Source organism: Kitasatospora sp. NPDC048194, assembly GCF_043202455.1.
Classification (GTDB): domain Bacteria; phylum Actinomycetota; class Actinomycetes; order Streptomycetales; family Streptomycetaceae; genus Kitasatospora.
This window is the reverse complement of the sequence record NZ_JBIDAK010000015.1, coordinates 1-26842: the sequence shown is the minus strand read 5'-3', so window position 1 is coordinate 26842 and position 26842 is coordinate 1. Positions and strand designations below refer to the sequence as shown.

The window sequence follows — 26842 nt, the reverse complement described above, 5'->3', positions numbered from 1 at the left end:
ACGCGTTGACCCGCGACAGGCTGACCGCGACGGGTTGACCCGGACGGGCCGGCGGCGGCAGCCCCGGCGGCGAAGGCCCCGCCCCGCCCCGCCCGTGCCTACCGGCCGTGCGGGGCGGGGCGACCCTCCCGGAGTATCGCCGCGACCCGCTCGGCCTCGCCCGGCCGGGCGAAGTACCAGCCCTGGGCGGTGTCGCAGCCGGTCATCCGGAGCCGCTCGGCCTGGGCGGCGCTCTCGATGCCCTCGGCGGTGACGGTCAGGCCGAGGGTGTGGGCCAGCTGCACCATCGCGCCGACGATCTGCTCGTCGGCGTCACTGCGCCGGGAGTGGAGCTCGGGCACGGGCTGCCGGTCGGCCGGGGCCGGGTCGCGGAACCCCTCGATGAAGGTGCCGTCGAGCTTCAGGACGTGCACCGGCAGCCGGGAGAGGTAGGCCAGGTTGGAGTAGCCGGTGCCGAAGTCGTCGATGGCGATCCGCACCCCCATGTCGGCCAGCGCCTGCAAGGCCTGCAACGGGCGTCCGCCGGGGCCGAGCAGGGCGCTCTCGGTGATCTCCAGCTGGAGCAGCCGGGCCGGCAGGCCGGTGCGCTCGAGGACCCGGGCGACGTCGGCCACCACGTCGGAGTCCCAGATCTGGCGCGCCGCCAGGTTCACGCTCACGAAGGTCTCGGTGTCGGGGAACTCGGTGAGCCACTGCTTGGCCTGACGGCACGACTCCTCCAGCACCCAGGTGCCGAGCGGCACGATCGCGCCGGACTCCTCGGCGAGCGGGATGAAGCGGTCCGGGGAGATCGTGCCGTAGCGCGGGTGGCGCCAGCGGACCAGGGCCTCGGCGCCGTGCACCGCGCCGTCGGCCAGTCCGACCAGCGGTTGGTACTCGACGGTGAACTCGCCGCGCTCCAGGGCCGGTCGCAGTGCCGTGGCGAGCAGCTGGCGGGTGAGTTGGTGGGCGCCGCGGGCCGGGTCGTAGAGGGTCCAGCGGGCGCGGCCGTCTGCCTTGGACCAGTAGAGCGTGGCGTCGGCGTCCTTCACCAGGTCGGCGGGGGTGGTCTCGTGCACCGACCGTTCGACGACGCCGACGCTGGCGGTGATGGCCAGCCGGTGTCCGGCGATGTCGAAGGGGCGCTCCAGCACGTCCAGGATCCGGCCGGCGAGCGCGGTCAGCTGCTCGCTGCCCCGGCTGTCGGGGACCAGGACGGCGAACTCGTCCCCGCCCATCCGGGCCACCAGGCGGGCGCCGTGCCCGGAGAGCCCGCGCCGCAGGCGGGCGGCGACGGCGATCAGCAGCTGGTCGCCGATGTGGTGGCCGAGGGTCTCGTTGATCGCCGCGAAGCCGTCGAGGTCCAGGTAGCAGACGCCGACCCGGCGTTCGCGTCCGGCCGCGGCCTCGGGATGGTCGTGGGTCCCGGTCGTTCCGGGGCTCCGACCGCCCACGGGCTCGGCGACGCTCGGGAGGCAGGCCGCGTCGAGCCGTTCGAAGAAGTAGGTCCGGTTGGGCAGCCGGGTCAGCGGGTCGTGGAGGGCTTGGTACTCCAGGCGGTCGCCGAGCCGGCGCTGCTCGGTGATGTCCTCCACCAGCGCGAGGGTGTAGAGCGGCCGGCCGGCGCCGTCCCGGATCAGCGAGATGGTCACCTTGCTCCAGACCGTGTGGCCCGCGCGGTGCTTGAGCTGCTTCTCCACGCGGAACCGTTCCCGCTCACCGTGGACGAGTTCGGTGAAGAGCCGGTGCGGCATGCCCTCCGGGTCGATGATCTCGTGCAGGTGGGTGCGGACCAGTTCGCCGACGCTCCGTCCGATCAGCGCGGCGAAGGCCGGGTTGACCTCGATGATCCGGTCCTCGGGGTCGATCAGTGCCATGCCGATGACGGCGTCGCAGAACGCCGCCCGGAAGCGGGACTCGCTGGCCCGCAGGGCAGCCAGCAGCCGGTCGCCGCCGTCCTGCCGGTCGGAGGCGTCGGAGGCGCCGAGGTGGGTGCCGTCGGTCAACGGGGCCGAGCACGTGGGGCAGAGCAGCGGCCCGGGGTCCTCGAGGGTGCCGCACGCCGCGGCCGGAACGGCCGGAACGGCCGGGACACCGGGTACGGGGGAAGCGGCCGGGACACCCGGAGTGGAGGGGGTGACACCCGGAGCGGAGGGAGTGGGAGAAGCGGCCGAGGCCCCCGGGGCGCCCGCGCCCATCGAGGTGACGGAGTCGGCCGGATCGAGGACCGGCGCGCTGAGGTGGCGGTGGTGTGGCGGTTCCTCGTGTCGCACGCCTCGGTGGTGTGCGTCGGCCCCCTCGTTCTGGCCCGGCACGGCATGCTCCCGTCCGCTGCTGACGCTTGACGATGGTCCGCCTGGCCGGCCGGGAGTCCGGCGGCCGGCTCCGCGCTCTGTCACGGTCCTCGGAGTCGGTCCACTGGGGGGCGACCGCCGTGGGGCGCTGTCGCGCGGGGACCCGCGTGAAGAACAGGGCGCTTCGGCCGATCATAGGCCGCGGCGGCAACGCGCGGTGACCGCCGCCAGGGTGATTCGCCCTCTTTGGGGCCATGGATGGCGGAACGTGCAGCTGCCCTTCGTGCACATCACATGAGGTGCGCCGGGAGCGTGTGCGCCGAGGCCGCGCCCCCGGGCGCCGGTTGCGCGCCGGGGGCGGGACCGGGCGCCCGGTCGAGCCGGGGGCCGGGTCGGGTCAGGCCAGCTTGGCGGTGAGGGTGATGGTGGTGCCGGTCAGGGCCTGGCTCACCGGGCAGTTGGCCTTGGCGTCCTGGGCGGCCTTGACGAAGTCGGCCTCGTCCATGCCGGGCACGTCGCCCGTGACGGTGAGGTGGATGCCGGTGATGCCGGTGCCGGGCTGGAAGGTGACGTCGGCCTGGGTGTCGAGGCGGGCCGGCGGGTTGCCGCCGTTGGTCAGGCCGTGCGACAGCGCCATCGAGAAGCAGGCGGAGTGGGCGCCCGCGATGAGCTCCTCGGGGCTGGTCTTGCCGTTGGGCGCCTCGGCGCGGGCGGGCCAGGAGACGGGGAACTCGCCGATCCCGGAGGAGGCGAAGGTCACCAGGCCGTTGCCGTCGACGAGGTTGCCCTCCCAGGCGGTACGGGCGGTGCGGGTGGTTGCCACGATCGGTTCCTCCACTGTTGACGTACTGCTGCGTCGTCACTTCCGGTCATGCACGCACCAGACTACGGGTCACCCGGCCGCGGGGCCGGATGCCCGGAAGTGGCGTCGGCGGGCCGCCGTCTACCCGCGCACGGGGCCGCCGTCTCCCCGCGCGCGGGCCTGCCCGCTCCCGGCGCAACGGGGGCGGCCCGGGACCGGCCCGGGGCCCCTCGAACGGCGGATTCCACCGGGCTGTCCGGATGCCGGGACGGTTCCGCCTGACGGTGCGGGTCCGGTGCGGGTGCCCTGTTAGATTTGCCCGGGCCCGAGCCCGGCCGCCGTACGGCCGGGCGCCCACCCCAGACACCGGGAGCCGCCCCGATGACGGACCAGCCCACGACCTCCGACGCCGGCCTGCCCGAGGGCGTCGACGACGCGGTGCGGGCGGAGCTGACCAGCCTGCGCGAGAGCATCGACAACATCGACGCCGCAGTGGTCCACATGCTGGCCGAGCGTTTCAAGGCGACCCAGCGGGTCGGCCGCCTCAAGGCCGAGCACAAGCTGCCGCCGGCCGACCCGGCCAGGGAGCGGGACCAGATCAAGCGCCTGCGGGAACTCGCCGCCGGGGCCAAGCTCGACCCGGTCTTCGCCGAGAAGTTCCTGACCTTCATCATCGCGGAGGTCATCCGCCACCACGAGGCCATCGCCCGCACCTGAGCGGGCCCGGGACGGCGGACCACCGGCAGGGCCGCCCAGGACCGCCCCGGGCCCGTCCCGGCCGCGCGGCCCGGAGCCACTCCTCGCAGGTGCCTCCCGGCCGGCGATGTCGGCGGCGGCTAAATGCCGGATTTCGTACGGCCACCCGGTTGGCGTAGCGTGCAGGTTTCCCCAGCCGGAGAGGTGGAGCAGCGACGATGGCGGTCAACCTGCCCGGAACGCACGGCGGAGCCCCCGGCGATCCCTCCGTGCGGCGCGTCGAGGACACCGGACGCACCGACGGCGCCTCCGACGCACCCGGCGCCCACCAGGTGCCGGGCGCCCCCGGAGCAGCCGGCGGCCGCGCCGAGGCCCGCCGCCGGGCCGGCGGTTCCCGCGGCCGCCGGGGCCGCCGCTCGGCGCGCCGTCCCCGGCCGTGGTGGATCGAGCTGCCGGCGATGGTGGGGGTCGGGCTGGTGATCGCGTTGCTGATCAAGACCTGCCTGTTCCAGGTCTTCACCATCCCGTCCGGTTCGATGGAGAACACCCTGCGGGTGGGCGACCGCGTCGGCGTGAACAAGTTCGCGCCGCTGACCGGCTGGAAGCCGGAGCCCGGGCAGCCGGTGGTGTTCAAGGACCCGGGGGAGTGGCTGCCGCCGCAGCCCGTCGACTCGAACCCCTTCACCAACGCCGTGAGCTCGGTGCTCAGCTTCGTCGGGCTGGTTCCGCCCAAGGACGACAACTACCTGGTCAAGCGGGTGATAGCGACCGGCGGCCAGACCGTGCAGTGCGCGGGGAGCACCCTGACGGTCGACGGCCGGAAGGTCGACGAGCCGTACCTGCACCCCGGTGACGACTCCTGTGCGGGCCTGGACTTCGGCCCGGTGAAGGTGCCCGCGAACTACGTCTGGGTCGAGGGCGACCACCGCAGCGACTCGGCGGACTCCCGGTACCACCGGCAGGGCCCGGGCGGCGGTGCCGTGCCGGTGGACGATGTGGTGGGCCCGGTGTCCGGCGTCGTGTGGCCGGTCAGTCACCTCGACTGGTTCGGCTGGACCGGCCGCTGACCCCGCGCTCGGCGGCGGCCACCCGCTCCCGGCGGTCCTGAGCGGTTCCGGCGGCACGGGAGGCCGCGGCACCGGCGCCCGCGGTGGCGTCCGGGGCGGGGGCGACCACCTCGGTCACCCCGTCCTCGCCGTCCGCCCGTCCCTCCGCCGCCGGCTTGCTGAGCTGCGCCGCGAAGGCGCCGGCCAGCACCAGCAGACCGCCCGCGACCTGCGGCACCCCGAGGTGCTCGCCGAGCAGCACCCAGGCGAGCACGGTGGCGACCACCGCCTCCAGGTTGGCCACCACCCCGGCGATCGGCGGTGAGAGGTAGCCGACGGAGATCACGCCGGTCAGGTAGGCGAGGACGGTGGCGACCAGCACCATCCAGGCGGCCGGGAGGAACGCGGGCAGGGTGTGCCCGTTCATCACCACGGATCCGCCGAGCGGGCTCCAGTCGGCCTGCCAGGGCCGGGTGAGCGCGGTGAGCAGGACGGCGCCGATGAGCAGCCCGTACGCGCTGACGGCCAGCGGGTCGACGGGGCGCTCGCCCCGGCGGCCGGCGTCGGCGAGCACGAAGTAGCCGACCTGGCAGCAGGCCGCGCCGAGGGCGAACAGCACGCCCAGCGCGTCGAAGCTCAGGCCGTTCCAGACCTCCACCACGCAGGCCAGTCCGGCCACCGCGACGCCGGCGCCGACGGCCGCACCCCGGGTGATCGGCTTGCGTTGCACGAACTTGACGTAGCCGATCAGCAGCGGCGGCCCGAGGTACTCGATGAGCAGCGCGACGCCGACCGGGATGCGGGAGATCGCCGCGAAGTAGCAGGCCTGGACGCCGGCCACGGCGAGCAGCCCGAAGCCGAGCAGCAGGCCGGGGCGGCGCAGGACGGCGTCCCGGTGCCGGTAGGCGACCGGGAGGAGGGCCACGGCGGCGCCGGTGACCCGGAGCCACACCACGTGCAGCGGTGAGAGCCCGGCCTCGATCAGGGGCTTGGCCGCGGTGCCCGAGCCGCCGAAGGCGAATGCGGATACCAGCGCGAGGCTGAGACCGAGGGTTCTGCCCGGAGGGCGGGTGGGCGAGGCCGTTGAGCTGTGCACCGACGCATTGTGACAGTCGTACCGGCACTTCGGTAAGGCGCCATTTCGTCATTCGGTCCTGGTGCCCACTGTGCGCAATGGCGCACTCACCCACCCCGGCCCCGGCCGTCAGCCCCCGGTCGCGGCTCCCGCCCCCGTGAGCGCGCCCGCCCCGCCGGTGGGCTGGGTGGTCGGCGGGGTGGTCGGGGCCTGGGTCGGCCCGGTGGTCGGCGTCGGCCGGGTGGTCGGCCGACCGGTGGGCCGCGAGGTGGGCTGGGTGGTCGGCTGCCCCGTCGCCGGGGCGGTCGGTCCGGTCGTCGCCCCGCCGGAACCCGAGCCGTTGCCGCCCGAGGTGCCTGCGCCGGAGTTGTCGCCCGGGGTGGGGCCCGTGCCGGCACCGGCGCCGGGGCTGGCGGCGCCGGTCGACGGGGTGGTGGTCGGCGTGCTCGGAGCGGTCGGCAGGTCGGTCGCGCCGGCGGAGTCGTCGCCGTCCGCCGGGGTCGCGAAGTCGCTCACCGGCAGGCCCTTGAGCGCGGCCTTCATGTAGCTGGTCCAGATCTGCGCCGGGTACTGGCCGCCCGCCGCGCCGTCGATCCCGCCGACGCCGCTCAGGCTGACCTGGGCGCCGGTGCCCGGGTCCTGGCCGAACAGCGCGACCGAGGTGACCAGCTCGGGGGTGTAGCCGACGAACCAGACGGACTTCTGGTCGTCGGTGGTGCCGGTCTTGCCCGCCGCCGGCCGGCCCAGCGCCTTCGCGCGCCAGCCGGTGCCGCCCGGGTCGCTCACCACGCCCTGGAGCATCGAGGTGACCTTGTCCGCGGTGTCCGTGCTGATCGCCTGGGTGGTCTTGTGCGCGGGCAGCGCCACGGCCTCGCCGCCGCGGTCCACCGACTGCACCAGCCACGGGGTGATCTGCTTGCCGCCGTTGTCCAGCGTGGCGTACACGCCGGCCATGTCCATCACGCTCGGGGTGGCCGCACCCAGGGGGATGGACGGCACCGGGTCCAGGCCCGGGGTGTTGCCGGGCAGGCCCAGTGCGATGCCGGTGTCCTTGACCTTCTGCAGCCCGGTGTCCTGCGCGAGCTGGGCGAAGGCCGAGTTGACCGACCAGTCGGTGGCCTGCTGCAGGCTGATCTGGCCGTAGCTCTTGTCACCCTCGTTCGGCGGCGCGTACGGGGTGCCCTTGCCGCCGCGGACCTTGCGGCCGCTGGTGCCGTCGTAGACGGTGCGCGGGGTGATGGTCCGGCCGTCCTGGGTCTTGGCGTCGTTCTCGAAGGCGGCGGCCAGGGCGATCGCCTTGAAGGTCGAGCCCGCCTGGTAGTCGCGCCGGGTGGCGTTGTCCACGTAGTGCTTGACGTAGTCGACGCCGCCGTACAGGGCGACGACCGCGCCGGTCTTCGGGTCCACCGAGACGGCGCCGGCCTGGGCGGCCGCGTCCTTCTTCCGCTTGTCCGGGTTCAGGGTGTCGTGCAGCTGCGCCTGGACGGCGTCCTGGAGCGCCTGCTGGCGGTTCGGGTCGATGCTCAGCTTGATCGTGTAGCCGCCCTTGGCCAGTTCGCTCTCGCTGATGACCCCGTTCGAGGTGAGGTACTGGGTGGCCGCGTTCACCAGGTAGCCGGACTGGCCGGAGAGGCCGGGGTTGGGCTGCGGGTCCTTGACGTCCGGGAAGGCGGCCTTGGCCCGCTCGTCGGCGGAGAGCCAGCCCTCCTTGACCATGCCGTCCAGCACGTAGTTCCACCGGTTGACGGCGTTCTGCTTGCCCTCCTGGGTCGCGGTGGCCACGTCGTAGGCGCTCGGGGCGTTCAGCAGGGTGGCCAGGTAGGCGCCCTGGGCGGGGTCGAGCGCGGAGGCGTCGATGCCGAAGTACGCCTGGGCGGCGGCCTGGATGCCGTAGGCGCCGCGGCCGTAGTAGGAGGTGTTCAGGTAGCCGGAGAGGACGTCGTCCTTGCTCTCGGTGGCGTCCACCTTGATCGCTATGAAGAGTTCCTTCACCTTGCGGGTGATCGACTGCTTCTGGCTCAGGTAGGTGTTCTTCACGTACTGCTGGGTGATCGTGGAGCCGCCCTGGGTGCCCGCGCCGGTGGCGGTGTTGAGCGCGGCGCGCGCCAGGCCCTGAACGTTGACCGCGCCCTCGTGGTAGAAGTTGCGGTCCTCGGCGGCGAGCGCGGCGTGCTGGGCGGCGGGGGAGACCTTGTCCAGGCCGACGTTCTGCCGGTTGGTCTGGCCGGTGCGGGTGATCACCGAGCCGTCCGCGTAGAGCCAGGTGTTGCTCTGGGCGGTCGCGGCGGCGTGGGCGTCGGGGACCTTCACCAGGGCGATGCCGAGCGCGAACAGACCGACGCCGAGCAGCAGGGCCGAGGCGAGGCCGAGCAGGGTCATCCGCCAGGTGGGTATGAGCCGGCGCCAGCCGGTGCGCTTCGGGCGGCGCGGCTTCCCGCCGCCGGTCGTACCGGTGGAGCGCTTGAACCGCTTGACCGGCCGGAGACCGATCGACGGCGTGCGGCCGCCGCCCTGGGTGTTCTGGGACAAAGCGCGGCCTTTCCTGCGGGCGGACCGGGCCAGCCTGCACAGACGGGGACGTCGGCGGTGGGGGCCTTCGTCCGGATTCCGGTTTACTGCCCAGGACGAGCCGGGCGGGCCGAATGGCTCCGCCGGAGCGGCAATCGAGACCGACATCACACGCAAAACGGACGTCGAGGGCCAAAAAATCGGGGAGCCCCTCGCTGTTGCGAGAGACTCCCCAACTGTCTGTGCGCCGCCAGGGACTCGAACCCCGGACCCGCTGATTAAGAGTCAGCTGCTCTAACCAACTGAGCTAGCGGCGCCTGCTGACCTGGAAAACAATACACGGTCCCGAGGGGTGCCTCGAACCGGCCCCCTCCGCCGCCCTCCCCGGGGCGGTCGATATGCCCGTTTGTTACCGGTTGGGGTGGAGTTCGCCGGCGACTACCGTGGAACGGTGCCCCGCCATCAGCCCGGACACCCCCACCTGGGCCCCGTCCACCCGGGCACGCCCGACCCGCTGGGGCGGTTCCTGCGCGTCGACGGGACGCCGCTGCACGTCCGCACCGAGGGCACCGGCCCGCTCTGCCTGCTCACCGGCGGCCTCGGCAGCAGCTGGTTCGACTGGGACCTGGTCGTCCCGTTCCTCACCCCCTACCGCACCGTGGTCCGCTTCGACCGGCCCGGTTACGGGCTGAGCGCCGCCGAGCCCGCCACCGGGCGGCCCGCCCCGACGGTGGCGGGCGAGGCCGGGCGGATCCTGGCGGTGCTGGACGGCCTCGGGCTGGACGGCCCGTGCACCGTGGTCGGGCACTCGCTCGCGGGGTTCCACGTGGAGGCCTTCGCCCGGCTGCACCCCGAGCGGACCACCGGGCTGGTGCTGGTCGACGGCAGCGTCGAGACGGCGGTCCGCCCGTACCCGGCGCCCGCCGCCCGCGACCTGGCGGCCCGGGCCCTGGCCGGCGCCGCCCGGGCGCTCGCGGTCCCGTACCTGTTCGGCCCGACCGCCCGCCGGGTCACCGCCCGGCTGGCCACCGTCCGCCGGGAGGACCTCGCCCCGCCGCAGCTGGTCCGGCACTGCTACCGCACCGGACGGGCCCTGCGCGCGCTGCTGCGGGAGAACGGGCGCTACCTCGACATGGCCGCCGAGCTGGACGGACTGCGGCGCACCCGGCCGCTGCCCGAGGGCCTGCCGGTCACCGTACTGGCGGCCGACGACGGCTGCCGCAACCCCCGCACCGGGTACCGGCTGGCCGAGCAGCGGGAACTCGCCGCCCTGCTCGGCGCCGAGTTCCGCACCGCCGCTCCGGCCGGGCACCTGGTGATGTTCGACCGTCCGGACGCGGTGGCCTCCGCCGTCCTGGACACCTGCTGAGGCGCCCGCGCCCGCACGGTGCCGGCGACGGCCCCGCACTGGCCGGCTCCCCGGGGCCGAGGCGCCCGCGCCCGGACGGTGCTCACTCGCCGGACTTCTCCCGGATGACCGTCCGCACGGCCCGGGGAACGGGCAGCTCCCGGGCCAGCCGCGAGGCGGCGCGCCGGATCGGAGCGCCCTCCCGGCCGGGGTAGAGGCGGCGTGCCAGCCCGGCCGCGTCGATCAGGCCGGCGAGCTGCCGGTCCCGCTCCGCGCTCGGCCGGCCGGCTCCGCCGTCGGGTGCCGACAGGGTCGCCGCGACGCGTGCGGCGATGTCCCGGGCGGCGTCGGGGCGGGTCGTGGGGTAGCGCCGGCGCGGCAGTCCCAGGAAGCGCTTCTCGTCGACGGCGTAGTAGCCCTGCGCCACCAGCCGGTCGAGGTGGAAGCGGTAACCGGGCCGGTCGGGCACCGAGCGGATCGCCTGGGTGAGCCGCGGACGGAACCGGCTCTTGCCCTTCGCCTCCAGGCGGGCCAGCACACCGGCGGCGACCTCGTCCGGCGCGCCGACGGGTCGGTAGCCGGTGATCTGCTGCTTCTCGACCGTGATCGCGCCGGTCACCAGCAGTTCGGCGAGGACGGCGCCCGCGACCACGTGGCGGAGGTGGGCGGAAGGGCTGCGGAACCGGCCGCGCGCCGGGTCGGCGCAGAGCAGCAGGAGTTCCTCGGGGAGGGGGCGGACGTCGGAAGGGATCACGGAGCCACCTCTACCCACCCCCGGAACGCCTCAGGCCGCCCACCGGAGTGGGCGGCCTGAGGGCTTGCCATGTGCGCCGCCAGGGACTCGAACCCCGGACCCGCTGATTAAGAGTCAGCTGCTCTAACCAACTGAGCTAGCGGCGCCTGCTGACGTGGAAGACAGTACACGCCGCCGGGCCGATCCGCCGAATCGTATCCGAGTGGTGACGCTGGGTGGTCAGCTGGCGGCGGCCTCCGGGTGGTGGCAGGCCGCCTGGTGGTCCGCTCCCGCCCGGTCGGCGTCGAGCGCGGGCCGCTCCCGTTCGCAGCGCACCCGGGCGGTCTCCGGGAGCCGGGCGTACAGCGGACAGCGGGTGCGGAACGCGCAGCCGGTGCGGCGCTCGGTGGGGGAGGGCGGGTCCCCGGCGAGCAGGATGCGGTCGCGCGCGCGTTCGGCGGCGGGGTCGGGCAGCGGCACGGCGGAGAGCAGGGCCCGGGTGTAGGGGTGCCGGGGGCGGTCGAAGACGGCGGAGACCTCGCCCTGCTCGACCGTCCGCCCCAGATACATCACGCTGACCCGGTCGGCGAGGTGCCGGATCACCGACAGGTCGTGCGACACGAACAGGTAGGAGAGTCCGAGCTCGGCCTTGAGCGACTGCAGCAGGTTGAGGACGCCGGCCTGGATGGAGACGTCGAGGGCGGAGACCGGTTCGTCCAGGACCAGGAGCTTGGGCCGGACGGCGAGCGCCCGGGCGATCGAGACGCGCTGGCGCTGCCCGCCGGAGAACTGGTGCGGGTAGCGCTCGGTGTGCTCAGGGTCGAGGCCGACCTGCCGGAGCAGTTCGGGGACCCGGCGGGCGATCTCCTCGTGCGGGGCGTGCTGGGCGCGCAGCGGCTCGGCGATGATGTCGCCGATCGGCATCCGGGGGTCGAGGCTGGCCATCGGGTCCTGGAAGACGATCTGCAGTCCGGCCCGGAGCCGGTGGGCCTCGGCCCGGGTGAGCCGGGCGGTGTCGCGGCCGAGCAGCTCGATCCGGCCGGTCTCCGGGGCGCCGAGCTTCAGCAGTTCGAACAGGGTGGTGGACTTGCCGGAGCCGGACTCCCCGACCAGGCCGAGCGTCTCCCCCTCGCGCAGGTCCAGGTCGACGCCGTCCACCGCGTAGACCTCGCCGACCTTGCGCTTGAACACCGTGCCCTTGAGGAGCGGAAACGTTTTACCGAGTCCGCTCACCGACAGCACCGGCGCCCGCGAGGCGCGGTCCCCGCCCGCGACCGGGGTCGGCAGCTCCGGCACCGGGTACACCTCACCCGGCGCGGGCCGCCGCTCGGCCAGCTCCGCCGACCGGACGCAGGCGGCCAGGTGCTCCCCCGGACCCGCGGAGGCCGCACGCTCGGAGGCCAGACCCGCGGAGGCCGCACCCTCCCGGGCCGGCTCCGGGGCACCCTCCAGCGCGGGCTCGGCCGCCGTGCAGCGCTCCTCGGCCAGCGGGCAGCGCGCGGCGAACGGGCAGCCCGGCGGCAGTTCGGCCATCGGTGCGGGCGCGCCCGGAATCGGCACCAGCGCGCCGCCGGACCCGTCCAGCCGGGGCAGTGCGCCGATCAGGCCGAGGGTGTACGGGTGGCGCGGGGCCGCGAACAGCTCGTCCACCTCCGCCGTCTCGACCACCCGGCCCGCGTACATCACCGCGACCCGGTCGGCCGTCCCGGCGATCACCCCGAGGTCGTGGCTGACCAGGACCAGCGCTGCGCCGGTCTCCCGCTGCGCGGTGCGCAGCACGTCCAGCACCTGGGCCTGGATGGTCACGTCCAGGGCGGTGGTGGGCTCGTCCGCGAGCAGGATGTCGGGCTCGTTGGCGACGGCCATGGCGATCATCGCGCGCTGGCGCATGCCGCCGGAGAACTCGTGCGGGTAGCTGTCCAGGGCGCGGTCGGGCGCCGGAATGCCGACCAGGTCGAGGAGTTCGACGGCCCGTCGGCGGGCGGCGGCCTTGTCGACGTCCTGGTGGATGCGGACGGCCTCGGCGATCTGGTCGCCGATCCGGTAGACCGGGGTGAACGCGGACAGCGGGTCCTGGAACACCATGGCGACCCGCCGGCCGCGGATCGCGGCGAGCTCCCGCCCGGGCAGTCCGACCAGCTCGCGGCCGTCCAGGCGCACCGAGCCGCTGACCCGGGCCGTCCCCGGCAGCAGGCCCAGCACGGACAGTGCGGTGACGGACTTCCCGGAGCCGGACTCGCCGACGATGCCGAGCGTCTCGCCGCGCCGCAGGGTGAGGTCCACGCCGCGCACGGCCGGCACCGGGCCGTGCGGCCCGGTGAAGTCCACCCGCAGGTCGCGGACGGCGAGCAGCGGGGTTTCGACGGTGGTGGTCACGGGCGCTTCCTACGGGAACGACGGCTGTCGAGGACGGGACGGGAGCGACGGGAGCGGCCACCGGCCGCCCCGGCGGTGGGGTCGAGCGCGTCGCGCAGCCCGTCCCCGATCAGGTTGACCGCGAGGACGAACAGCACCAGCAGTCCGGCCGCGAAGTAGAACATCCACGGGAACACCGGGGCCTCGCTCGTTCCGGCGGCGAGCAGGGTGCCGAGCGACACGTCCGGCGCCTTGACCCCGAAGCCGAAGTAGGAGAGCGCGGTCTCGCTCATCACGGCTCCGCCGACCGCGATGGTGGCGTCGATGATGAGGAAGGAGGCGACGTTCGGCAGGATGTGCCGGCTGATGATCCGCAGCGGCCGCACGCCCATGAACCGTGCGGCGCGCACGAATTCGCGCTCGCGCAGGGAGAGGGTCATCGAGCGGACCACCCGGGCGGTGATCATCCAGTTGAACAGCGCGAGCAGCAGCACGAAGGCGATCCAGCCGGCGCTCTTCAGCCGCGACGAGACGATGGTGATGATCAGGAACGCGGGGAAGACCAGCAGCAGGTCCACCAGGAACATCAGCGCCCGGTCGGCCCAGCCGCCGAAGTAGCCGGCGCAGGCTCCCACCACGGAGGCCAGCACCGTGGAGAACAGCGCCACCAGCAGCCCGATGACCAGTGACTTCTGCAGCCCGCGGACGGTCTGCGCGAACACGTCCTGGCCGACCCCGTTGGTGCCGAACCAGTGAGTGGCGGAGGGGGGTTGGTGCAGCGCGGTGAAGTCGGGGGTGGCGTAGTCCCAGGGCGTCAGGTACGGGCCGCCGAAGGCGAGCGCGAACAGCAGCAGGACGACGACGGCCCCGACGACGGCGCCCCGTGCGGCGAGCAGCCGGGCGAGGACGAGCCGGCCGCGGCCGGTCCCCCGGCGGGTGGCGGGTGCGGGCAGCCCGGCGGGTCCGGCGGATCCGGGCGGGCCGGTGGGCTCGGTGGGCTCGGCCGGCTTCAGGGAGAGGGTGGTCATCTCACGTCACCTCCGGTCAGGACCGCACGCGCGGGTCGAGGGCGGCGTGCAGGGTGTCGGCCAGGAAGCCGGAGGCGAGCACGACGACGGCGGTGAACAGGTTGATCGCGACGACCGAGTTGACGTCCTGTTCGTTGATCGACTGGATCAGCCACTCGCCCATGCCGTGCCAGCCGAAGATCGTCTCGGTGAAGATCGCACCGGTGAAGATGCCGAGGAAGCTGTAGGCGAACATGGTCGACATCGGGATCACGGCCGTCCGCAGCCCGTGCTTCAGCAGGGCCCGTCCACGCGTCAGGCCCTTGGCCTCGGCGGTGCGCAGGTAGTCGGAGCCGAGCACGTCGAGCATGGTGCCGCGCTGGTAGCGGCTGTAGGTGGCGAGACCGCCGAGGGCCAGCGAGAGGGTGGGCAGCAGCAGGTGCAGCGCCCAGTCGGCGAGGTGGGTGCCGAGACCGCCGGCCAGGCCGGGCGTCTCGTAGCCGGTGAACGGGATCACCTCGTGGCCGGCCGCGTCCTTCGCGGCGATCGCGCCGTTCTTCAGGAACAGCGCGACCAGGAAGACCGGGGTCGAGAGCAGCACGAAGGACAGCACGGTGAGCAGCCGGTCGGAGATCCGGTACTGGCGCACGGCGCTCCACGCCCCGGCGGCGACGCCGAGGAGCATGCCGAGCAGGCTGCCGAGCAGCATCAGCCGCAGCGAGACCCACACCCGGCGGCCGAAGTCGTCGGAGACCGGGGTGTCGTGGATGGTCCGGCCGAGGTCGCCGTGGAGCAGACCGCCCGCCCAGTGGCCGAAGCGCTCGACCACCGGGGTGCGGTCGTTCAGGTTGAGCGCGGTGAGCTGGTGCTCGACCGATTCGGCGGACGGGCGGGGGACCTTGGCGTCGAAGTAGGTGCGGGGCTGGAGGGCGGTCGCGGAGATCGCGTACGCCAGGAAGACGGCGGCTGTCAGCAGGATCGCGTAGTAGCCGAGCCGCTTGGTCAGGTAGCGGAGCATCAGCGGCTGCCCGGGGTGGGGGCGGGGCCGACGCGTCTGGTGGGCATCGGGTGGCTGGCCTTCGGTCGGAGCCCGGTCGGGGCGTCAGGTGGTCGGAGGGGAGAGCGGGTCGGGAAAGCGCAGGTCAGAGTCAAACAGCCGGGCACGGCAGGGGTGTTGCGGCCGTGTTGCCTCCGGTGACTTTTGGATCAGGTGTGCGCTCCTCCCCCTGGTGGCGGATCTGATCCGCTGTTACGTTCCTCTGGCTCGATGCCGGATTGAGTGCCCATGCTCAAGCCCGGTCATGCCTGTCGCGCGCGGACTCCCGCTCCGCAGACCTCACCAGGGGGACCTCATGGACGCTTCCACCACGGCCCGCCGCCTCGGCCGGGCGACCGCCCTCGCCGTCGCCGTCGCGCTCGCGGTCACCGCGTGCACCTCGGGCGGCGGCGGCTCGACCGGTGACGTGGCCAAGAGCGAACCGCCGAGACAGGACTCCCAGGACATCAACGCCAAGCCGTTGGACCAGGTCAAGGACGGCGGCGAGGTGCGCCTGCCGCTGTACCAGTGGATCACCCAGTGGAACCCCTTCCAGGTGGACGGCCGGTACGGCGACGCCGTCGACATCATGCGCGCGCTGGAGCCGAACCTCTTCACCACGGACGCCTCCGGGAACTTCCAGCCCGTCGCCGACTACCTGCAGGAGGCCAAGATCACCTCGACCTCCCCGCAGGTGATCACCTACAAGCTGAACCCCAAGGCGAAGTGGTCGGACGGCAAGCCGCTGAGCTACCTGGACTTCAAGGCGGACTGGGAGGCCAGCAACGGCAAGAAGGACGGCTACAACATCGCCGACTCCTCCGGCTACGAGCTCATCTCCTCCGTCGAGCAGGGCGCGGACCCGACCGAGGTCAAGGTCACCTTCTCGGAGCCGTACGCCGACTGGCAGAACCTGTTCCGCCCGCTGATCCCGGCGGCCGGCATCGGCACGGCGGACGACTTCAACCAGGGCTGGGTGGAGAAGATCCCGATCACCGCGGGGGCCCTGAAGGTCGGGACGGCGGACAAGACCGCGCAGACCCTGACCCTGGTCCCCGACCCGGCGTGGTGGGGGACGAAGCCCAAGCTCGACCGGATCACCTTCCGGGTGATGTCCCAGTCGGCGACGACGCAGGCGTTCCTCAACAACGAGATCGACCTCGCCACGGCCGGCACCGCGGCCGCGTACGGGCAGCTCAAGGGTGCCAAGGACGCCGTGATCCGGGCCGCGAGCCCGTGGGACGAGGTGCACATCTCGTTCGGCCAGGGCGGAGCGCTGGCCGACCAGAAGGTCCGGCAGGCGCTCGGGAAGGCGCTCGACCGGTCCTCGTTGATCAAGATCGCGAACAACGGCGTGCCCGTGGAGTTCAAGCCGCTCGGCAACCACATCATCATGCCGAACCAGACGGGCTACCAGGACAACTCCGGCGAGTGGGCGAAGTTCGACCTGGCCGCGGCCAAGAAGCTGCTCGACGAGGCGGGGTGGAAGGACGCGGGCGCCGGCCAGCCGCGCACCAAGGACGGCCGGCAGCTGGAACTGCACTGGGTGGTCAACGACGCCACTCCCCAGGCGCAGTTGGACCTGGCCACGGCCGCGGTGGCGATGTGGCTGGCGGCCGGGGTGAAGGTCGACCTCGACAAGGTGCCGTCCAACGACTTCTTCACCAAGTACGTGAACCCCGGCAAGTTCGAGATCGCCAGCTGGCGGAACACCGACTCGTTCCCGCTCTCCACCTCGCTCGTCAACTTCCGCCTGCCGGTGGGGGACAACGTCTTCGGCAACTTCTCCAAGCTCGGCACGCCCGAGATCGACGCCCTGCTGAAGAAGGCGGCCGGCACGCTCGACCCGGTGGAGGCCGCGAAGCTGTACAACCAGGCGGACGCGAAGATCTGGGAGCTCGGCCACACCGTCGAGCTGTACCAGCGGCCGACCGTCGTGGCGACCCGCAAGGGCCTGGCCAACGAGGGCGCGTTCGGCCTGGCGGGGACGGACTACGCCAAGATCGGCTGGGAGAAGTGACCCGGGCCGCCGGCGCGGCGGAGCAGCCGCACGGCAGGCGCTGGCGAGCAGCGCGGTGATCACGAGGCCGGTGGTGCGGACACGGGGTAGGTCGGCGCTGCCGCCCCCGCTGTCCTGCCACCGGCCTTGACCTTCCGCGTTGCCCGCAGGCCGCCCGTGTCGTGGGGCCCCGCAGGGCCCGCGCTTGCCTCCAACCGGGGAAGAATCTAGCCGGGCGCCGGGGCCGCCCGCGGCGCAGCGCGCGGGGCGCGCCAGGAAATCCGCCGCGGTGTCACCCACTTCGCGCACCGGAGCGTCAACTTGGGCTGACGGTAAGGACAAACAGGGCATACGCGGGCATCGCGCCCCGGTTCCGGCGGGACGGCCGGAGCGCGCCGGTGCGTGCGCCGGGGCCGGGCCGCTGCCAGGATGCGCGGGACGGGCGGGCCTCCCGGCCCGCCCCGTTCCCGTTCCCGACCCGTTTCCGACCCGTTCCCGACCCGGGCCTGACCGGGGCCTGACCGGGCCTGACCGGTTCGAACCGGATCGGACCGGATCGGACCCGGCCTGATCAAGCCTGACCGGCTCGAACCGGCCTGACCCGGCTCCGTTCCGGCCTGGTCCGGTCCGTCCGGTCCCGCCCGGTCCCGCCCCTGTCCACGCCCCGTCCCGCCCCCGGAGCAGCACCGATGGCCAGTGAACCCGCCGCCGCGGCACCCCGTCCGTACCCCGTCGACCCACCGCCGGTGCGGCGGATGGTCCCGCGCGACCGGCACGAGCCGCACCGGGTCGCCACCCCGCTGGAACTCTTCTTCGACCTCTGCTTCGTGGTCGCGGTCGGCCAGGCCGGCCGAGAACTCGCCCACTCCCTCGCGGCGGGGCACTACGGGGAGGGACTGCGCGGCTACGCCCTCGCGTTCTTCGCGATCTGGTGGGCCTGGATGAACTTCACCTGGTTCGCGTCCGCGTACGACTGCGACGACGTGCCGTACCGGCTCACCACGCTGGTCCAGATCGCCGGGGTGCTGATCCTCGCCGCCGGGGTGCCGCGGCTGTTCGCCACCCAGGACCTGGTGCTGGCGATCACCGGGTACGTGGTGATGCGGCTGGCGATGGTCACCCAGTGGCTGCGGGCGGCCGCCGGCGAGCAGGGCCCGGCGCGCGGGGTGGCGCTGCGGTACGCACTGGGGATCACGATCTGCCAGGTCGGCTGGGTGGTGCTGCTGCTCCTGCCGGACGCCGCCCGGCCGGTGGCCGTCCCGCTCGGCGTGCTGTGCGAGCTGGCCGTGCCGGTGCTCGCCGAACTGCGGATGCAGACCACCTGGCACCCGCACCACATCGCCGAGCGGTACGGGCTGTTCACCCTGATCGTGCTCGGCGAGGCGGTGGCCGCGGCCACGGTGGCGGTGCAGTCCGCCGTGGACGAGCACGAGGGGCTGGGCCGGCTGGTGCCGGTGGCGATCGGCGGTCTGCTGATCTGCTTCGCCGCGTGGTGGCTGTACTTCGCCCGACCCGTCCACGAGCACCTGCGGTCCAACCGGCAGGCGTTCGCCTGGGGTTACGGGCACTACCTGGTGTTCGGCTCGGCGGCGGCGATCGGCACCGGGCTGGAGGTGGCGGTGGAGTCGGCCGTGCACAAGGCGGAGATCTCCGACACGGCCTCCACCGCGACGGTCACCGTGCCGACGGCGGTCTACCTGGGGACGGTGTGGTTCCTGCACTCCCGGCACACCAAGCGCGGCCCGGCGGCCCAGGCGGTGGCGCCGACCGGGGCCGTGCTGGTGCTGGCCTGCACCGCGTTCGGCGCCTCCGGCGTGCTGGCGGCGGGCCTGGCGTGCGCGCTGATGGTCGCGGTGGGGGTGCTGATCCACAGCCGGGAGAGCCGCTGAGCCCCGTCAGGCCCGGCCCAGCAGCCCCGGTTCGTGCCGCGCCAGCCAGGCCCGGTAGGCCGGGTTGACCTCGGCCGATTCCAGGTAGGCGGCGCGCAGTTCGGCGTGGAGCGCGTCCAGGGCGGGCGGGCCGAGCGCGCGCGGACGCCAGGTGAAGAGCAGTCGGACGGCCAGCGGGTCCCCGTGGACCGGGCGGACCACGGTGCCGGGGCCGGGCAGCGCGGTCGGCTGGCAGGGGCGGACGGCCTCGCCGGAGGCGACCAGTTCGGCGGCGGTGGCGTTGTCGCGCACCTGCACCACCCGGGGGTCGAGCCCGGCCGCGCGGAACACCCGGCGCAAGGCCGCGTACTCGTGGTCGGCGGTCGGGTCCACCATCCAGGTGTCCTCGGCGAGGTCGGCCAGGTGGACGACCGAGCGGGCGGCGGCCGGGTGGCCGGCGGACAGCGCGACGAACTGCGGCTCCCGGGCCATCAGCACCCGGTGCTCGGCGCCCGGCGGCACCCGCAGCGGGAAGCCCTCGCTCTCGTGGACGAAGGCCACCTCGAGCTGGTCGGAGGCGACCATCCGGAGCAGCGCGCTCGCGGAGACGTCGACGTGGATGGTGGTGTCGGTGTCCGGCAGCCGCTCGTGCACCCGGCGCAGCCAGGCCGCGACCGTCCGGCCGCCGACGCTCCCGATGCGCAGCCGCCGTCGGCGCCCGGGCCCGGAGGCGTCCCTGGCCTCCTGGCGGGCGGCGGCCACCAGCGCGGCCAGCTCGCCGATCACCGGCCGGGCCCGGGAGAGCACCGAGTGGCCGAGCGCGGTGGGCCGGCTGCCGGTCTGCTCACGGGTGAACAGGGTGCCGCCGATGGCCCGTTCGATGCGGTGCAGCTGTGTCGTGAGGGAGGGCTGGGTCATGCCGAGTTGGAGCGCGGCCTTGCGGAGGCTGCCGGTGTCGGCGATCGCGCACAGCACCCGGAGGTGTCTCACGTCGAGCTCCACGGCGGGAGCATAGACGGCGCCGGAGCGTCTTGCCAAGTACATGTCAGTTCGCCGACGGCGTGGCCGCGACCGCGCGGAGCGGGCCCCGGCGAACCGCCGCGCTGCCGCATCGCCACATTGCCGCGCTGCGCGCTGCCGCATCGCCGCGCTGCCGCCGTGAACCGGAGCGCGGGGGCCGCCCGGCCGGAAACGGGCGGCCCACCGCAGTGGGTACTTCCCCGCCCCGGAGCCTAGCCAAGGGCGGAACGGAATGCCAGGGGCATGAGTGGGTCAAGACGAGTAAAAGACGGCTCGAATCCGCCCTGGGCGGAGGGGTATTGGACCGGGCTATCACCGGTTGACATCATCCGCCCGCCCGCCGGGCTGCCCGAAGCTCTGGGGCATCACCCGTTCGCCAGGTGTCCCCCAGGGCCGGCCCCCAACCGGCTACGGCACCCCAGGAATCGGAGCCCCCACATGAAGCGATCCGTGCTGTCCGCCACCCTCGGCCTGGCCCTCGCGGCCGGCCTCGCCGTGCTGCCCACCACCGCGGCCAACGCCGCCCCGGCCGCCCCGGCCGTACACGGCTACACCGCCTCGACGTACGCCGGTTCGGCCGCCGAGGCCGCGGACAACCAGACGTTCTTCCAGGCCGTGATGGCCTCCGCCAAGGCCAAGCAGGCCGCCAACCCCGGCCTGACCACCGTCGTGGTCACCTACGACGCCAGCTCGGCCCCGTCCTTCCGCACCCAGATCGCCAACGCCGCCCAGATCTGGAACAGTTCGGTCAGCAACGTGCAGCTGCGGTCGGGCTCGGCCGCCGACTTCCGCTACTACGAGGGCAACGACAGCCGCGGCTCGTACGCCAGCACCGACGGACACGGGCGCGGCTACATATTCCTCGACTACGCGCAGAACCAGCAGTACAACTCGGTCCGGGTGACGGCCCACGAGACCGGGCACGTGCTCGGCCTGCCGGACCACTACTCCGGCCCGTGCAGCGAGCTGATGTCCGGCGGCGGCCCCGGTCCGTCCTGCACCAACCCGTACCCGAACGCCACCGAGCGCAGCCGGGTCAACTCGCTCTGGGCGCGCGGCTGACCGACTGCACCGTCCCGGGCCGGCCGCAGCGGCGTGCGGCCGGCCCGGGCCGTGTCGGTGGCGCGTGCGGCCGATCCGGGCCGTGTCGGTGGCGCGTGCGAGCATGCGGGCGAGGACCATCCGCCCCCGACCGCAAGGTGCCGCCGCCATGTCCCGTTCCGTCCCCGACCGGCTCGCCGACCTTCCCTACGTGGAACTGCTGAGCCCCCACACCGGTCCGCTGCGCAGCGACGGCCGGTACGACACCGCGCACTTCGACGGCGGCGAGCGCACCGACGAGTCGGGGGCCGGTGCGGTCTTCCTGGAGTGCGCCTTCACCGGTGTCGCGCTCAGCGGGGTCAAGCTGCGCCAGGCCCGGTTCAACGAGGTCTGGGTGCAGGCCGGCCGCTGGGTGGCCTGCGACCTGAGCGAGAGCGAGTGGCAGGACAGCGCCTTCGTCGGCGGGGTGCTGGCCGGGATCGCCGGGTACGGCTCCGCGCTGCGCCGGGTGGTGTTCCGCGGCTGCAAGCTGGAGGCGGTCAACCTGCGGTCGGCCGTGCTGCGGGACGTCGTGTTCGAGGACTGCCTGCTGCGCGACGTGGACTTCGGCGAGGCGAAGCTGACCGAGGTGTCCTTCCCCGGCTCGACGCTGGAGGAGGTCCGGCTCCGCGGGGCCGTCCTGAAGAAGACCGACCTGCGCGGCGCCGTCCGGCTCGGGCTGGCGGACGGCCACCAGGGGCTGCGCGGGGCGACCATCAGCTCCGCTCAACTGCTGGAGCTCGCGCCGCAGTTCGCCCACGCACTGGGCATCGAGGTCAAGGACCGCTGACTCCGGCGCAGCCTGTCCCTCCCCGCAACGGCGCCGGCCCGTCCTCCCGCCCCCGCGACGGCGCCGGCCCGTCCCTCCGCAGCTTCGTCCCTCCGCGGCGCCGTCCCGTCCTTCCGCAGCGGCGTCCCGCGTTCAGCCCGGCGTTGCTCGGTGACACCCGGAGGAACAGTCCGACAATCCTGCTGCACGCCTCTGGTGGCCCGCTTCGGGAGCGGTGGAGACTGCTGCGCGATCGGTGAGCCAACTTGTGTACACAACATCGCCAGCGAAGGGACGGGCCGGGCTGATGGCCGAGTTGAGTCGTAGGAAGTTCGTCACGCTGTCCGGCGCCGCAGCGGCGGGTCTCGCGGTGGCCGGCACCGGCGCCGCGGGAGCCGCCCCGGGCGCCGCGGCGGCGACTGCCTCCACCACCACGCTCAGCACCACGGGCACCATCGCCGACGTGCAGCACGTGGTGATCCTGATGCAGGAGAACCGCAGCTTCGACCACTACTTCGGCATGCTGCGCGGCGTGCGCGGCTTCGCCGACCGCAGCGCCATCCAGATCGCCGGCGGCTACAGCGTCTTCAACCAGCCCAACGGCCTGCTCTCCCGCCAGTACCCGTGGCAGTTCAGCCAGACCAAGCCGGCCGGCGGCGCCGACCCCGAGCGCCTCGCCCAGTGCAACGGCGACCTCAGCCACGGCTGGAGCGACCAGCACAGCGCGTGGAACGGCGGCAAGATGGACAACTGGGTCGCCGCGAAGGGCAACGTCCGCACCCTCGGCTTCCTCACCCGCCAGGACATCCCCTTCCACTACGCCCTGGCCGAGAACTGGACCATCTGCGACGCCTACCACTGCTCGGTGCTCAGCGCGACGGGCCCCAACCGCACCTACCACTGGTCCGGCCAGATCGACCCCGCCGGCACCGCGGGCGGCCCGGCCTACGACGGCGGCGACGAGAAGGGCCTGCGCTGGCAGACCTTCGCCGAGGCGCTGGAGGGCGCCGGCGTGAGCTGGAAGGTCTACCAGAACGCCGCCGACAACTACGGCGACAACGCGCTGGCCTACTTCTCGCAGTTCGCCAATGCCCCGGCCGGCAGCGCGCTGGCGACCAAGGGCATGGGCTCGGTGCCCAAGGTCACCGGACGGACCCCGGACGACATCGTCGCCGCGATCAAGGCCGACGTGCTGGCCGGCACCCTCCCGAAGGTCTCCTGGATCGTCCCCGACCAGGCCTCCTCCGAGCACCCGTACGCCACCCCGGCCGACGGCGCGCACTTCGTCCACAACGTCATCGACGCGCTGAACGCTGACCCGAACGTCTTCAACTCGTCCGTCCTGTTCGTCAACTACGACGAGAACGACGGCTTCTTCGACCACGTCCCGCCGCCGGTCGCCCCGGCCGGCACCCCCGGCGAGTTCTACAACGGCACCAACATCGGCCTCGGCTTCCGCGTCCCGATGATCGCCGTCTCGCCCTGGACCCGCGGCGGCTGGGTCAACTCCGAGACCTTCGACCACACCTCGGTGCTGCGCTTCCTGGAGGTCTGGACGTCCGCCCTCGGCACGCCCGCCAAGTGCGTGAACATCAGCGACTGGCGCCGCCGGGTCTGCGGTGACCTCACCAGCGTGTTCGACTTCGCCAACCCGGTGTACGGCCTGCCCGCGCTGCCCGACACCTCGCAGACCATCGGCCTGTCCGCCTGCAGCCCGCTGCCCAACCCGGCCCCGGTGAACAACCAGCTGCCCGTCCAGGAGCCCGGCACCCGCCAGGCCCGCGCCCTCCCGTACCAGCCGAACGCCAACCTTGACCACCTGGAGTTCGGCTCGTCCGGGGTCATGAAGGTCTGGCTGAAGATGGAGAACGCGGGCGCCGCGGCCGTGAAGTCCGCGCACTTCGCCGCCTACGCCAACGCCTACCGCAGCGGCGGCCCCTGGCAGTACACCGTCGACCCGGGCGGCAACACCAGCGACTTCTTCAACTGCGGCGCCGGCTTCGGCGGCGGCCCCTACGACCTGTCCGTGGTCGGCCCCAACCGCTTCCTGCGCCGCTTCAAGGGCGACGCCACCAAGGCGGGCAAGAACGCGGCGGTCACGGCCTCGTACGCGGTCGAACCGGGAACCGGCAAGCTGGCGGTGTACTTCAAGCTGGCCAACACCGGCAGCACCCCGATGACCTTCACCATCGCCTCCAACAACTACCGCACCGACGGCCCCTGGACGTACCAGGTCCCGGCGGGCGGCAGCGTCAGCGACTACTTCAACGCCGTGGCCTACACCAACGGCTGGTACGACTTCACCATCACGGTGGACGCGGACAGCAGCTGGTCCCAGCGCTTCACCGGCCACCTGGAGACGGGCGCCCCCAGCGTCAGCGGCTGACCACCGCGTCCGCCGCGCGGACCGGAGGCCCCGCCACCCGCCTCGCGGGTGGCGGGGTCCCGTGTCGGTATGAGACCGGCATGTGATGCGCTTCGAGCACGTCGCACCGCTGTGACTCCCCGGGACCGCCATGGAGCCCCGCGCCGCCGCGGTGGCTCGGTGCCTGGGAGTACGGCCATGTCCACCGGAACCGCACCGGGTGCTTCCCTCGATCACCGATCGCCCCCGCGCAGGAGCCTCAGTCATCGTGTGCGGGCCGTATAGGTGAACCGATTCTGCTATTTTCACCGTGCGCGAATGACCGGTCACACGCGCTCCTCGTGCTGACCGCGCGCACTCGCCGCCGCTGCGGCGTGGGGGACAGGACGAGGGCCAGGGGGGTCGGAATCCCATGAACGCGTACGCAAGCTCGGACGGGCCAGGCGGGCCCTACGTCGTCCCGCCGGCCGGGCCATCGGGCGGGTCGGTCTTCGGAGTCGATCCGGCCGATCTCGACGTGGCGGCCAAGGCCGCAAAGGACACCGGCGAGGCGATGCCGAAAGAGCTGAAGAACATCCATGAGCCTTCGGACAAAGTGGTCGCCGCGCTTTCGGGCTGGCGGGTCGGCGAGTCGTTGAAGAACTGCACCGCCGCGTGGGAGGAGTGCCTGAAGAACCTCGCCACTGAGGTCGACAACGTCAGCCTGAAGCTGACCCAGACGGCGGCCGACTACCGCAACGCCGATCACGGTGGCGCTGTCAGCCTCAAGGCCACCGGAGCAGGACTCTCTCCGCAGGCGGGCAGCTGATGGTCACCCTGGTCCAGCTGCGCGACACCGACCTGTCCGGCCTCGGGACGGCGGCCACCGCATACGACACCCTCTCCGCCAACTTCAACAAGCACGTGCAGACGATGCATCACGAAGTCGTCCGGCACATCTACAGCAAGAGCTGGACGGGCAACGCCGCCGGTGCGGCCAATGCATCGCTGGAGCAGACCAGCGGGCGTCTGGACGCGGCGCACACCGAGATGTCGGCGGTCTCAGGGCTGCTGCGGGAGGCCTTGGACTGCTTCCTGCTGGCCCAGTCCAAGCTCAAAGAGGCACTGCGGGAGGCGGGGAACCTGGGACTGACCGTCTCCGATGACGGGACAGTGACCTGGCCGGCGCGTGAGTCATCTGCCGCCCGCGTTGCGCGTCGGCAACGACGTGGCTCTCTTCCCTGCCATGGGCCCGCTCGGCGACGAGCTGTACAAGATGTACGCCCCCGAGAGCCAGCTCTGGTTCGGGCAGGACCCGGCCAGTAAGGAATTCGGCGCCAACCGTTTCGCCGTCCCGGACGGCGCGCCGCTGTCCTTCGACTCGCACTCTCACTACATGGACGAGCCGAAGACGGACCCGGCACCGGACGACGCTGCGGTCTCGGCCAACAACATCGGTCAGATCGTGGCCGGCAAGTACGACCACGTGACACGGCAGGGGCAGCGATGAGCATTCCACCCATGCGCCCGTCACTCCCGGGTGCCGTGCCGTCGAACGCTCCGAGGCGCCGCAAACTGCTGACGCGACGACTCGCGGCCGCTGTCATTCCCCTGGCCTTCGTGCTGACTTCGACGGCGTGCAGCGCCGTCACCGCGGAGGTCAACGACGCCGCCCGACCGGACGCGACGGCGACGGCACCGCTCATGCCGCCCGAGCAGGCCCTGCAGAAGCTCAACGCCTTGCTGGACGAGGCGATTTCGGGCGTACAGCCGGCACTGCGGTACCAGGACGCGTGGCCCGAGGCCAAGGTGCAGTACTCCTCGGGCCTGAACGAGCATTCCCTCGGCTACGCGAAGGCCTCCCGCGCACGTCACGTGATGACCAAGGTTGTTCCCGCCAAGTCCGCCCCTCTGCTGGACGCGGTGCGCAACACCTGGAAAGCCAAGGGCTACCGCGTCGAGTCGGGTCCCGCCGGTCAGGCCGTGCACGCCACCACGCAGGAGGGCTTCAGCGTTCGAATCAGCATCGGCACCGCTGGGGCCATCGACATCGAGGCCACGGTCGGCCCGGTTCCGGTGCCCGACGGGCGGGACCTGTTCGGCACGCCGACCCCCGACCCCGTCATGCCCGACGCCAATCCCGACGGCTCGCCCGGGTACGAGGACCCGTACTGGTCCGTTTGATCACCGTGCCGTCCTCGGAGCCGGGCCCACCGCCCCGCTCCCCGTTCCGAAAGCCTCCGCATGACCCCCGAACAGGCCGTTCAGGCGCTCGACGCACTCCTCGACGAGGCGATGTCCGCGGTGCGCCCGCCGCTGCAGTACTGGAACGGCTGGCCCCGCTCCACGGAGCAGACCGCGGGACCGGACGACCACTCCTTGGGTTACGCCGTTGCCACCCGCGATCGGTACATCATGACCAAGGTCGCTCCCGCGAAATACGGCGCGCTGCTGGGTGTCACCGAACGAGGCTGGCTGACCCACGGGTACCGGATCACTTCCGTCAACCCCCGCCAGCCCGCCATGTTCGCCACCACGCCCACCGGATACGGCGTGTGCATGCTCTTCGGAGCTGCCGGCAACATCACCTACCAGGCCACCGTCGGTCCGATCCCCGTGATCCGCGATCGCGACCCCTTCGGCACCTACGTGCCGGAGCCGACCCTGCCCAACGGTGGCCTCGACATCATCCCCCGCTACGAGGATCCGTTCTGGTCGCGCTGAACGGCGTCAGCGGCTGACCACCGCGTCCGCCGTGCGGACCGGAGGCCCCCCCCCCCCCCCCGCGGGGGGGGGGGGCCCCCGGGCGCGGCGGCCCCCCCCGGGGGGGGGGGGGCCCCCCGCGGGGGGGGCCCCCCCCCCCCGGGCCCCCGCCCGCCCCGA

21 protein-coding genes and 2 tRNA genes are annotated in these 26842 nt (G+C 73.0%); 12 read left to right on the top strand and 11 right to left on the bottom strand.

The annotated features are described in order from the left end of the window. Positions 1 to 98: 98 nt before the first annotated feature. On the bottom strand, positions 99 to 2177 hold the full coding sequence (locus ACGF07_RS19525) for a putative bifunctional diguanylate cyclase/phosphodiesterase (RefSeq protein ID WP_392900636.1): 2079 nt from the start codon (positions 2175 to 2177) through the stop codon (positions 99 to 101). A 493-nt stretch (positions 2178 to 2670) separates the two neighbouring features. Further along, positions 2671 to 3096: an OsmC family protein gene (locus ACGF07_RS19520; RefSeq protein WP_392900380.1), complete on the bottom strand. Its 426-nt coding sequence runs from the start codon at positions 3094 to 3096 to the stop codon at positions 2671 to 2673. A gap of 360 nt (positions 3097 to 3456) precedes the next feature. Between ACGF07_RS19520 and ACGF07_RS19515 the strand changes: the two genes are divergently transcribed. Continuing rightward, entirely contained in the window at positions 3457 to 3792 is a 336-nt protein-coding gene (locus ACGF07_RS19515) for a chorismate mutase (RefSeq protein WP_350744242.1), read from the top strand. Positions 3793 to 3989: 197 nt separating this feature from the next. Continuing rightward, positions 3990 to 4838: a signal peptidase I gene (gene lepB, locus ACGF07_RS19510; protein WP_392900378.1), complete on the top strand. Its 849-nt coding sequence runs from the start codon at positions 3990 to 3992 to the stop codon at positions 4836 to 4838. Here lepB and ACGF07_RS19505 read toward each other — a convergent pair. The 3 genes from ACGF07_RS19505 to ACGF07_RS19495 form a co-directional block, all read right to left on the bottom strand. Beyond that, the gene (locus ACGF07_RS19505) at positions 4801 to 5913 is read right to left on the bottom strand and encodes a DMT family transporter (protein WP_392900376.1); all 1113 of its coding nucleotides are present in this window, start codon (positions 5911 to 5913) and stop codon (positions 4801 to 4803) included. The two genes, lepB and ACGF07_RS19505, sit on opposite strands and share 38 nt — an antisense overlap. Before the next feature lie 108 nt (positions 5914 to 6021). After that, entirely contained in the window at positions 6022 to 8421 is a 2400-nt protein-coding gene (locus ACGF07_RS19500; RefSeq protein WP_392900374.1) for a transglycosylase domain-containing protein, read from the bottom strand. A gap of 222 nt (positions 8422 to 8643) precedes the next feature. Next, positions 8644 to 8717 (bottom strand) — tRNA-Lys (locus tag ACGF07_RS19495). Between the two features lie 134 nt (positions 8718 to 8851). On the opposite strand from ACGF07_RS19495, the gene ACGF07_RS19490 reads away from it, so the two are divergent. Then, entirely contained in the window at positions 8852 to 9769 is a 918-nt protein-coding gene (locus ACGF07_RS19490; protein ID WP_392900372.1) for an alpha/beta fold hydrolase, read from the top strand. An 82-nt stretch (positions 9770 to 9851) separates the two neighbouring features. Here the strand turns inward: ACGF07_RS19490 and ACGF07_RS19485 are convergent, their stop codons facing one another. The 5 genes from ACGF07_RS19485 to ACGF07_RS19465 form a co-directional block, all read right to left on the bottom strand. Continuing rightward, positions 9852 to 10502: a GPP34 family phosphoprotein gene (locus ACGF07_RS19485; RefSeq protein ID WP_392900371.1), complete on the bottom strand. Its 651-nt coding sequence runs from the start codon at positions 10500 to 10502 to the stop codon at positions 9852 to 9854. 72 nt (positions 10503 to 10574) lie between these two features. Next, positions 10575 to 10648: transfer RNA gene (locus ACGF07_RS19480), tRNA-Lys, on the bottom strand. Between the two features lie 73 nt (positions 10649 to 10721). After that, positions 10722 to 12857 (bottom strand): dipeptide ABC transporter ATP-binding protein, encoded by a 2136-nt coding sequence (locus ACGF07_RS19475; RefSeq protein ID WP_392900369.1) that lies wholly within the window; start codon positions 12855 to 12857, stop codon positions 10722 to 10724. Beyond that, positions 12854 to 13864: an ABC transporter permease gene (locus ACGF07_RS19470; RefSeq protein WP_392900367.1), complete on the bottom strand. Its 1011-nt coding sequence runs from the start codon at positions 13862 to 13864 to the stop codon at positions 12854 to 12856. The genes ACGF07_RS19475 and ACGF07_RS19470 overlap by 4 nt, the downstream gene beginning before the upstream one ends. A gap of 16 nt (positions 13865 to 13880) precedes the next feature. Next, positions 13881 to 14861: an ABC transporter permease gene (locus tag ACGF07_RS19465; RefSeq protein WP_392900365.1), complete on the bottom strand. Its 981-nt coding sequence runs from the start codon at positions 14859 to 14861 to the stop codon at positions 13881 to 13883. 334 nt (positions 14862 to 15195) lie between these two features. Between ACGF07_RS19465 and ACGF07_RS19460 the strand changes: the two genes are divergently transcribed. Both ACGF07_RS19460 and ACGF07_RS19455 read left to right on the top strand, forming a co-directional pair. After that, positions 15196 to 16899, top strand: coding sequence for an ABC transporter family substrate-binding protein (locus tag ACGF07_RS19460; RefSeq protein WP_392900363.1), 1704 nt, complete (start codon positions 15196 to 15198; stop codon positions 16897 to 16899). 668 nt (positions 16900 to 17567) lie between these two features. Beyond that, the gene (locus tag ACGF07_RS19455; protein WP_392900361.1) at positions 17568 to 18767 is read left to right on the top strand and encodes a low temperature requirement protein A; all 1200 of its coding nucleotides are present in this window, start codon (positions 17568 to 17570) and stop codon (positions 18765 to 18767) included. 6 nt (positions 18768 to 18773) lie between these two features. On the opposite strand, the gene ACGF07_RS19450 is transcribed toward ACGF07_RS19455, so the two are convergent. Next, the gene (locus ACGF07_RS19450; protein ID WP_392900359.1) at positions 18774 to 19790 is read right to left on the bottom strand and encodes a LysR family transcriptional regulator; all 1017 of its coding nucleotides are present in this window, start codon (positions 19788 to 19790) and stop codon (positions 18774 to 18776) included. 414 nt (positions 19791 to 20204) lie between these two features. Here ACGF07_RS19450 and snpA point away from each other — a divergent pair, with 414 nt between their 5' ends. The 7 genes from snpA (at position 20205) to ACGF07_RS19415 (ending at position 26683) form a co-directional block, all read left to right on the top strand. Continuing rightward, on the top strand, positions 20205 to 20828 hold the full coding sequence (snpA, locus tag ACGF07_RS19445; RefSeq protein WP_392900358.1) for a snapalysin: 624 nt from the start codon (positions 20205 to 20207) through the stop codon (positions 20826 to 20828). Positions 20829 to 20976: 148 nt separating this feature from the next. Beyond that, on the top strand, positions 20977 to 21636 hold the full coding sequence (locus ACGF07_RS19440) for a pentapeptide repeat-containing protein (RefSeq protein WP_392900355.1): 660 nt from the start codon (positions 20977 to 20979) through the stop codon (positions 21634 to 21636). A gap of 286 nt (positions 21637 to 21922) precedes the next feature. Next, positions 21923 to 24001, top strand: coding sequence for a phosphocholine-specific phospholipase C (locus tag ACGF07_RS19435; RefSeq protein WP_392900352.1), 2079 nt, complete (start codon positions 21923 to 21925; stop codon positions 23999 to 24001). 391 nt (positions 24002 to 24392) lie between these two features. After that, positions 24393 to 24788, top strand: coding sequence for a hypothetical protein (locus ACGF07_RS19430; protein ID WP_392900349.1), 396 nt, complete (start codon positions 24393 to 24395; stop codon positions 24786 to 24788). A gap of 360 nt (positions 24789 to 25148) precedes the next feature. Further along, the gene (locus ACGF07_RS19425) at positions 25149 to 25469 is read left to right on the top strand and encodes a hypothetical protein (protein ID WP_392900346.1); all 321 of its coding nucleotides are present in this window, start codon (positions 25149 to 25151) and stop codon (positions 25467 to 25469) included. 11 nt (positions 25470 to 25480) lie between these two features. After that, complete coding sequence (locus ACGF07_RS19420) at positions 25481 to 26143, top strand: hypothetical protein (RefSeq protein WP_392900343.1); 663 nt, start codon at positions 25481 to 25483, stop codon at positions 26141 to 26143. Between the two features lie 60 nt (positions 26144 to 26203). Beyond that, complete coding sequence (locus tag ACGF07_RS19415; protein ID WP_392900340.1) at positions 26204 to 26683, top strand: hypothetical protein; 480 nt, start codon at positions 26204 to 26206, stop codon at positions 26681 to 26683. Positions 26684 to 26842 lie beyond the last annotated feature (159 nt).

Excerpts from the sequence above, each read along its gene's own strand:
- ACGF07_RS19525 (WP_392900636.1), bottom strand. The coding sequence starts at position 2,177 with ATGGGCGCGGGCGCCCCGGGGGCCTCGGCCGCTTCTCCCACTCCCTCC.
- ACGF07_RS19515 (WP_350744242.1), top strand. The coding sequence starts at position 3,457 with ATGACGGACCAGCCCACGACCTCCGACGCCGGCCTGCCCGAGGGCGTC.
- lepB (WP_392900378.1), top strand. The coding sequence starts at position 3,990 with ATGGCGGTCAACCTGCCCGGAACGCACGGCGGAGCCCCCGGCGATCCC.
- ACGF07_RS19470 (WP_392900367.1), bottom strand. The coding sequence starts at position 13,864 with ATGACCACCCTCTCCCTGAAGCCGGCCGAGCCCACCGAGCCCACCGGC.
- ACGF07_RS19465 (WP_392900365.1), bottom strand. The coding sequence starts at position 14,861 with ATGCTCCGCTACCTGACCAAGCGGCTCGGCTACTACGCGATCCTGCTG.
- ACGF07_RS19460 (WP_392900363.1), top strand. The coding sequence starts at position 15,196 with ATGGACGCTTCCACCACGGCCCGCCGCCTCGGCCGGGCGACCGCCCTC.
- ACGF07_RS19455 (WP_392900361.1), top strand. The coding sequence starts at position 17,568 with ATGGCCAGTGAACCCGCCGCCGCGGCACCCCGTCCGTACCCCGTCGAC.
- ACGF07_RS19450 (WP_392900359.1), bottom strand. The coding sequence starts at position 19,790 with ATGTACTTGGCAAGACGCTCCGGCGCCGTCTATGCTCCCGCCGTGGAG.
- snpA (WP_392900358.1), top strand. The coding sequence starts at position 20,205 with ATGAAGCGATCCGTGCTGTCCGCCACCCTCGGCCTGGCCCTCGCGGCC.
- ACGF07_RS19440 (WP_392900355.1), top strand. The coding sequence starts at position 20,977 with ATGTCCCGTTCCGTCCCCGACCGGCTCGCCGACCTTCCCTACGTGGAA.
- ACGF07_RS19435 (WP_392900352.1), top strand. The coding sequence starts at position 21,923 with ATGGCCGAGTTGAGTCGTAGGAAGTTCGTCACGCTGTCCGGCGCCGCA.
- ACGF07_RS19430 (WP_392900349.1), top strand. The coding sequence starts at position 24,393 with ATGAACGCGTACGCAAGCTCGGACGGGCCAGGCGGGCCCTACGTCGTC.
- ACGF07_RS19420 (WP_392900343.1), top strand. The coding sequence starts at position 25,481 with ATGCGCCCGTCACTCCCGGGTGCCGTGCCGTCGAACGCTCCGAGGCGC.
- ACGF07_RS19415 (WP_392900340.1), top strand. The coding sequence starts at position 26,204 with ATGACCCCCGAACAGGCCGTTCAGGCGCTCGACGCACTCCTCGACGAG.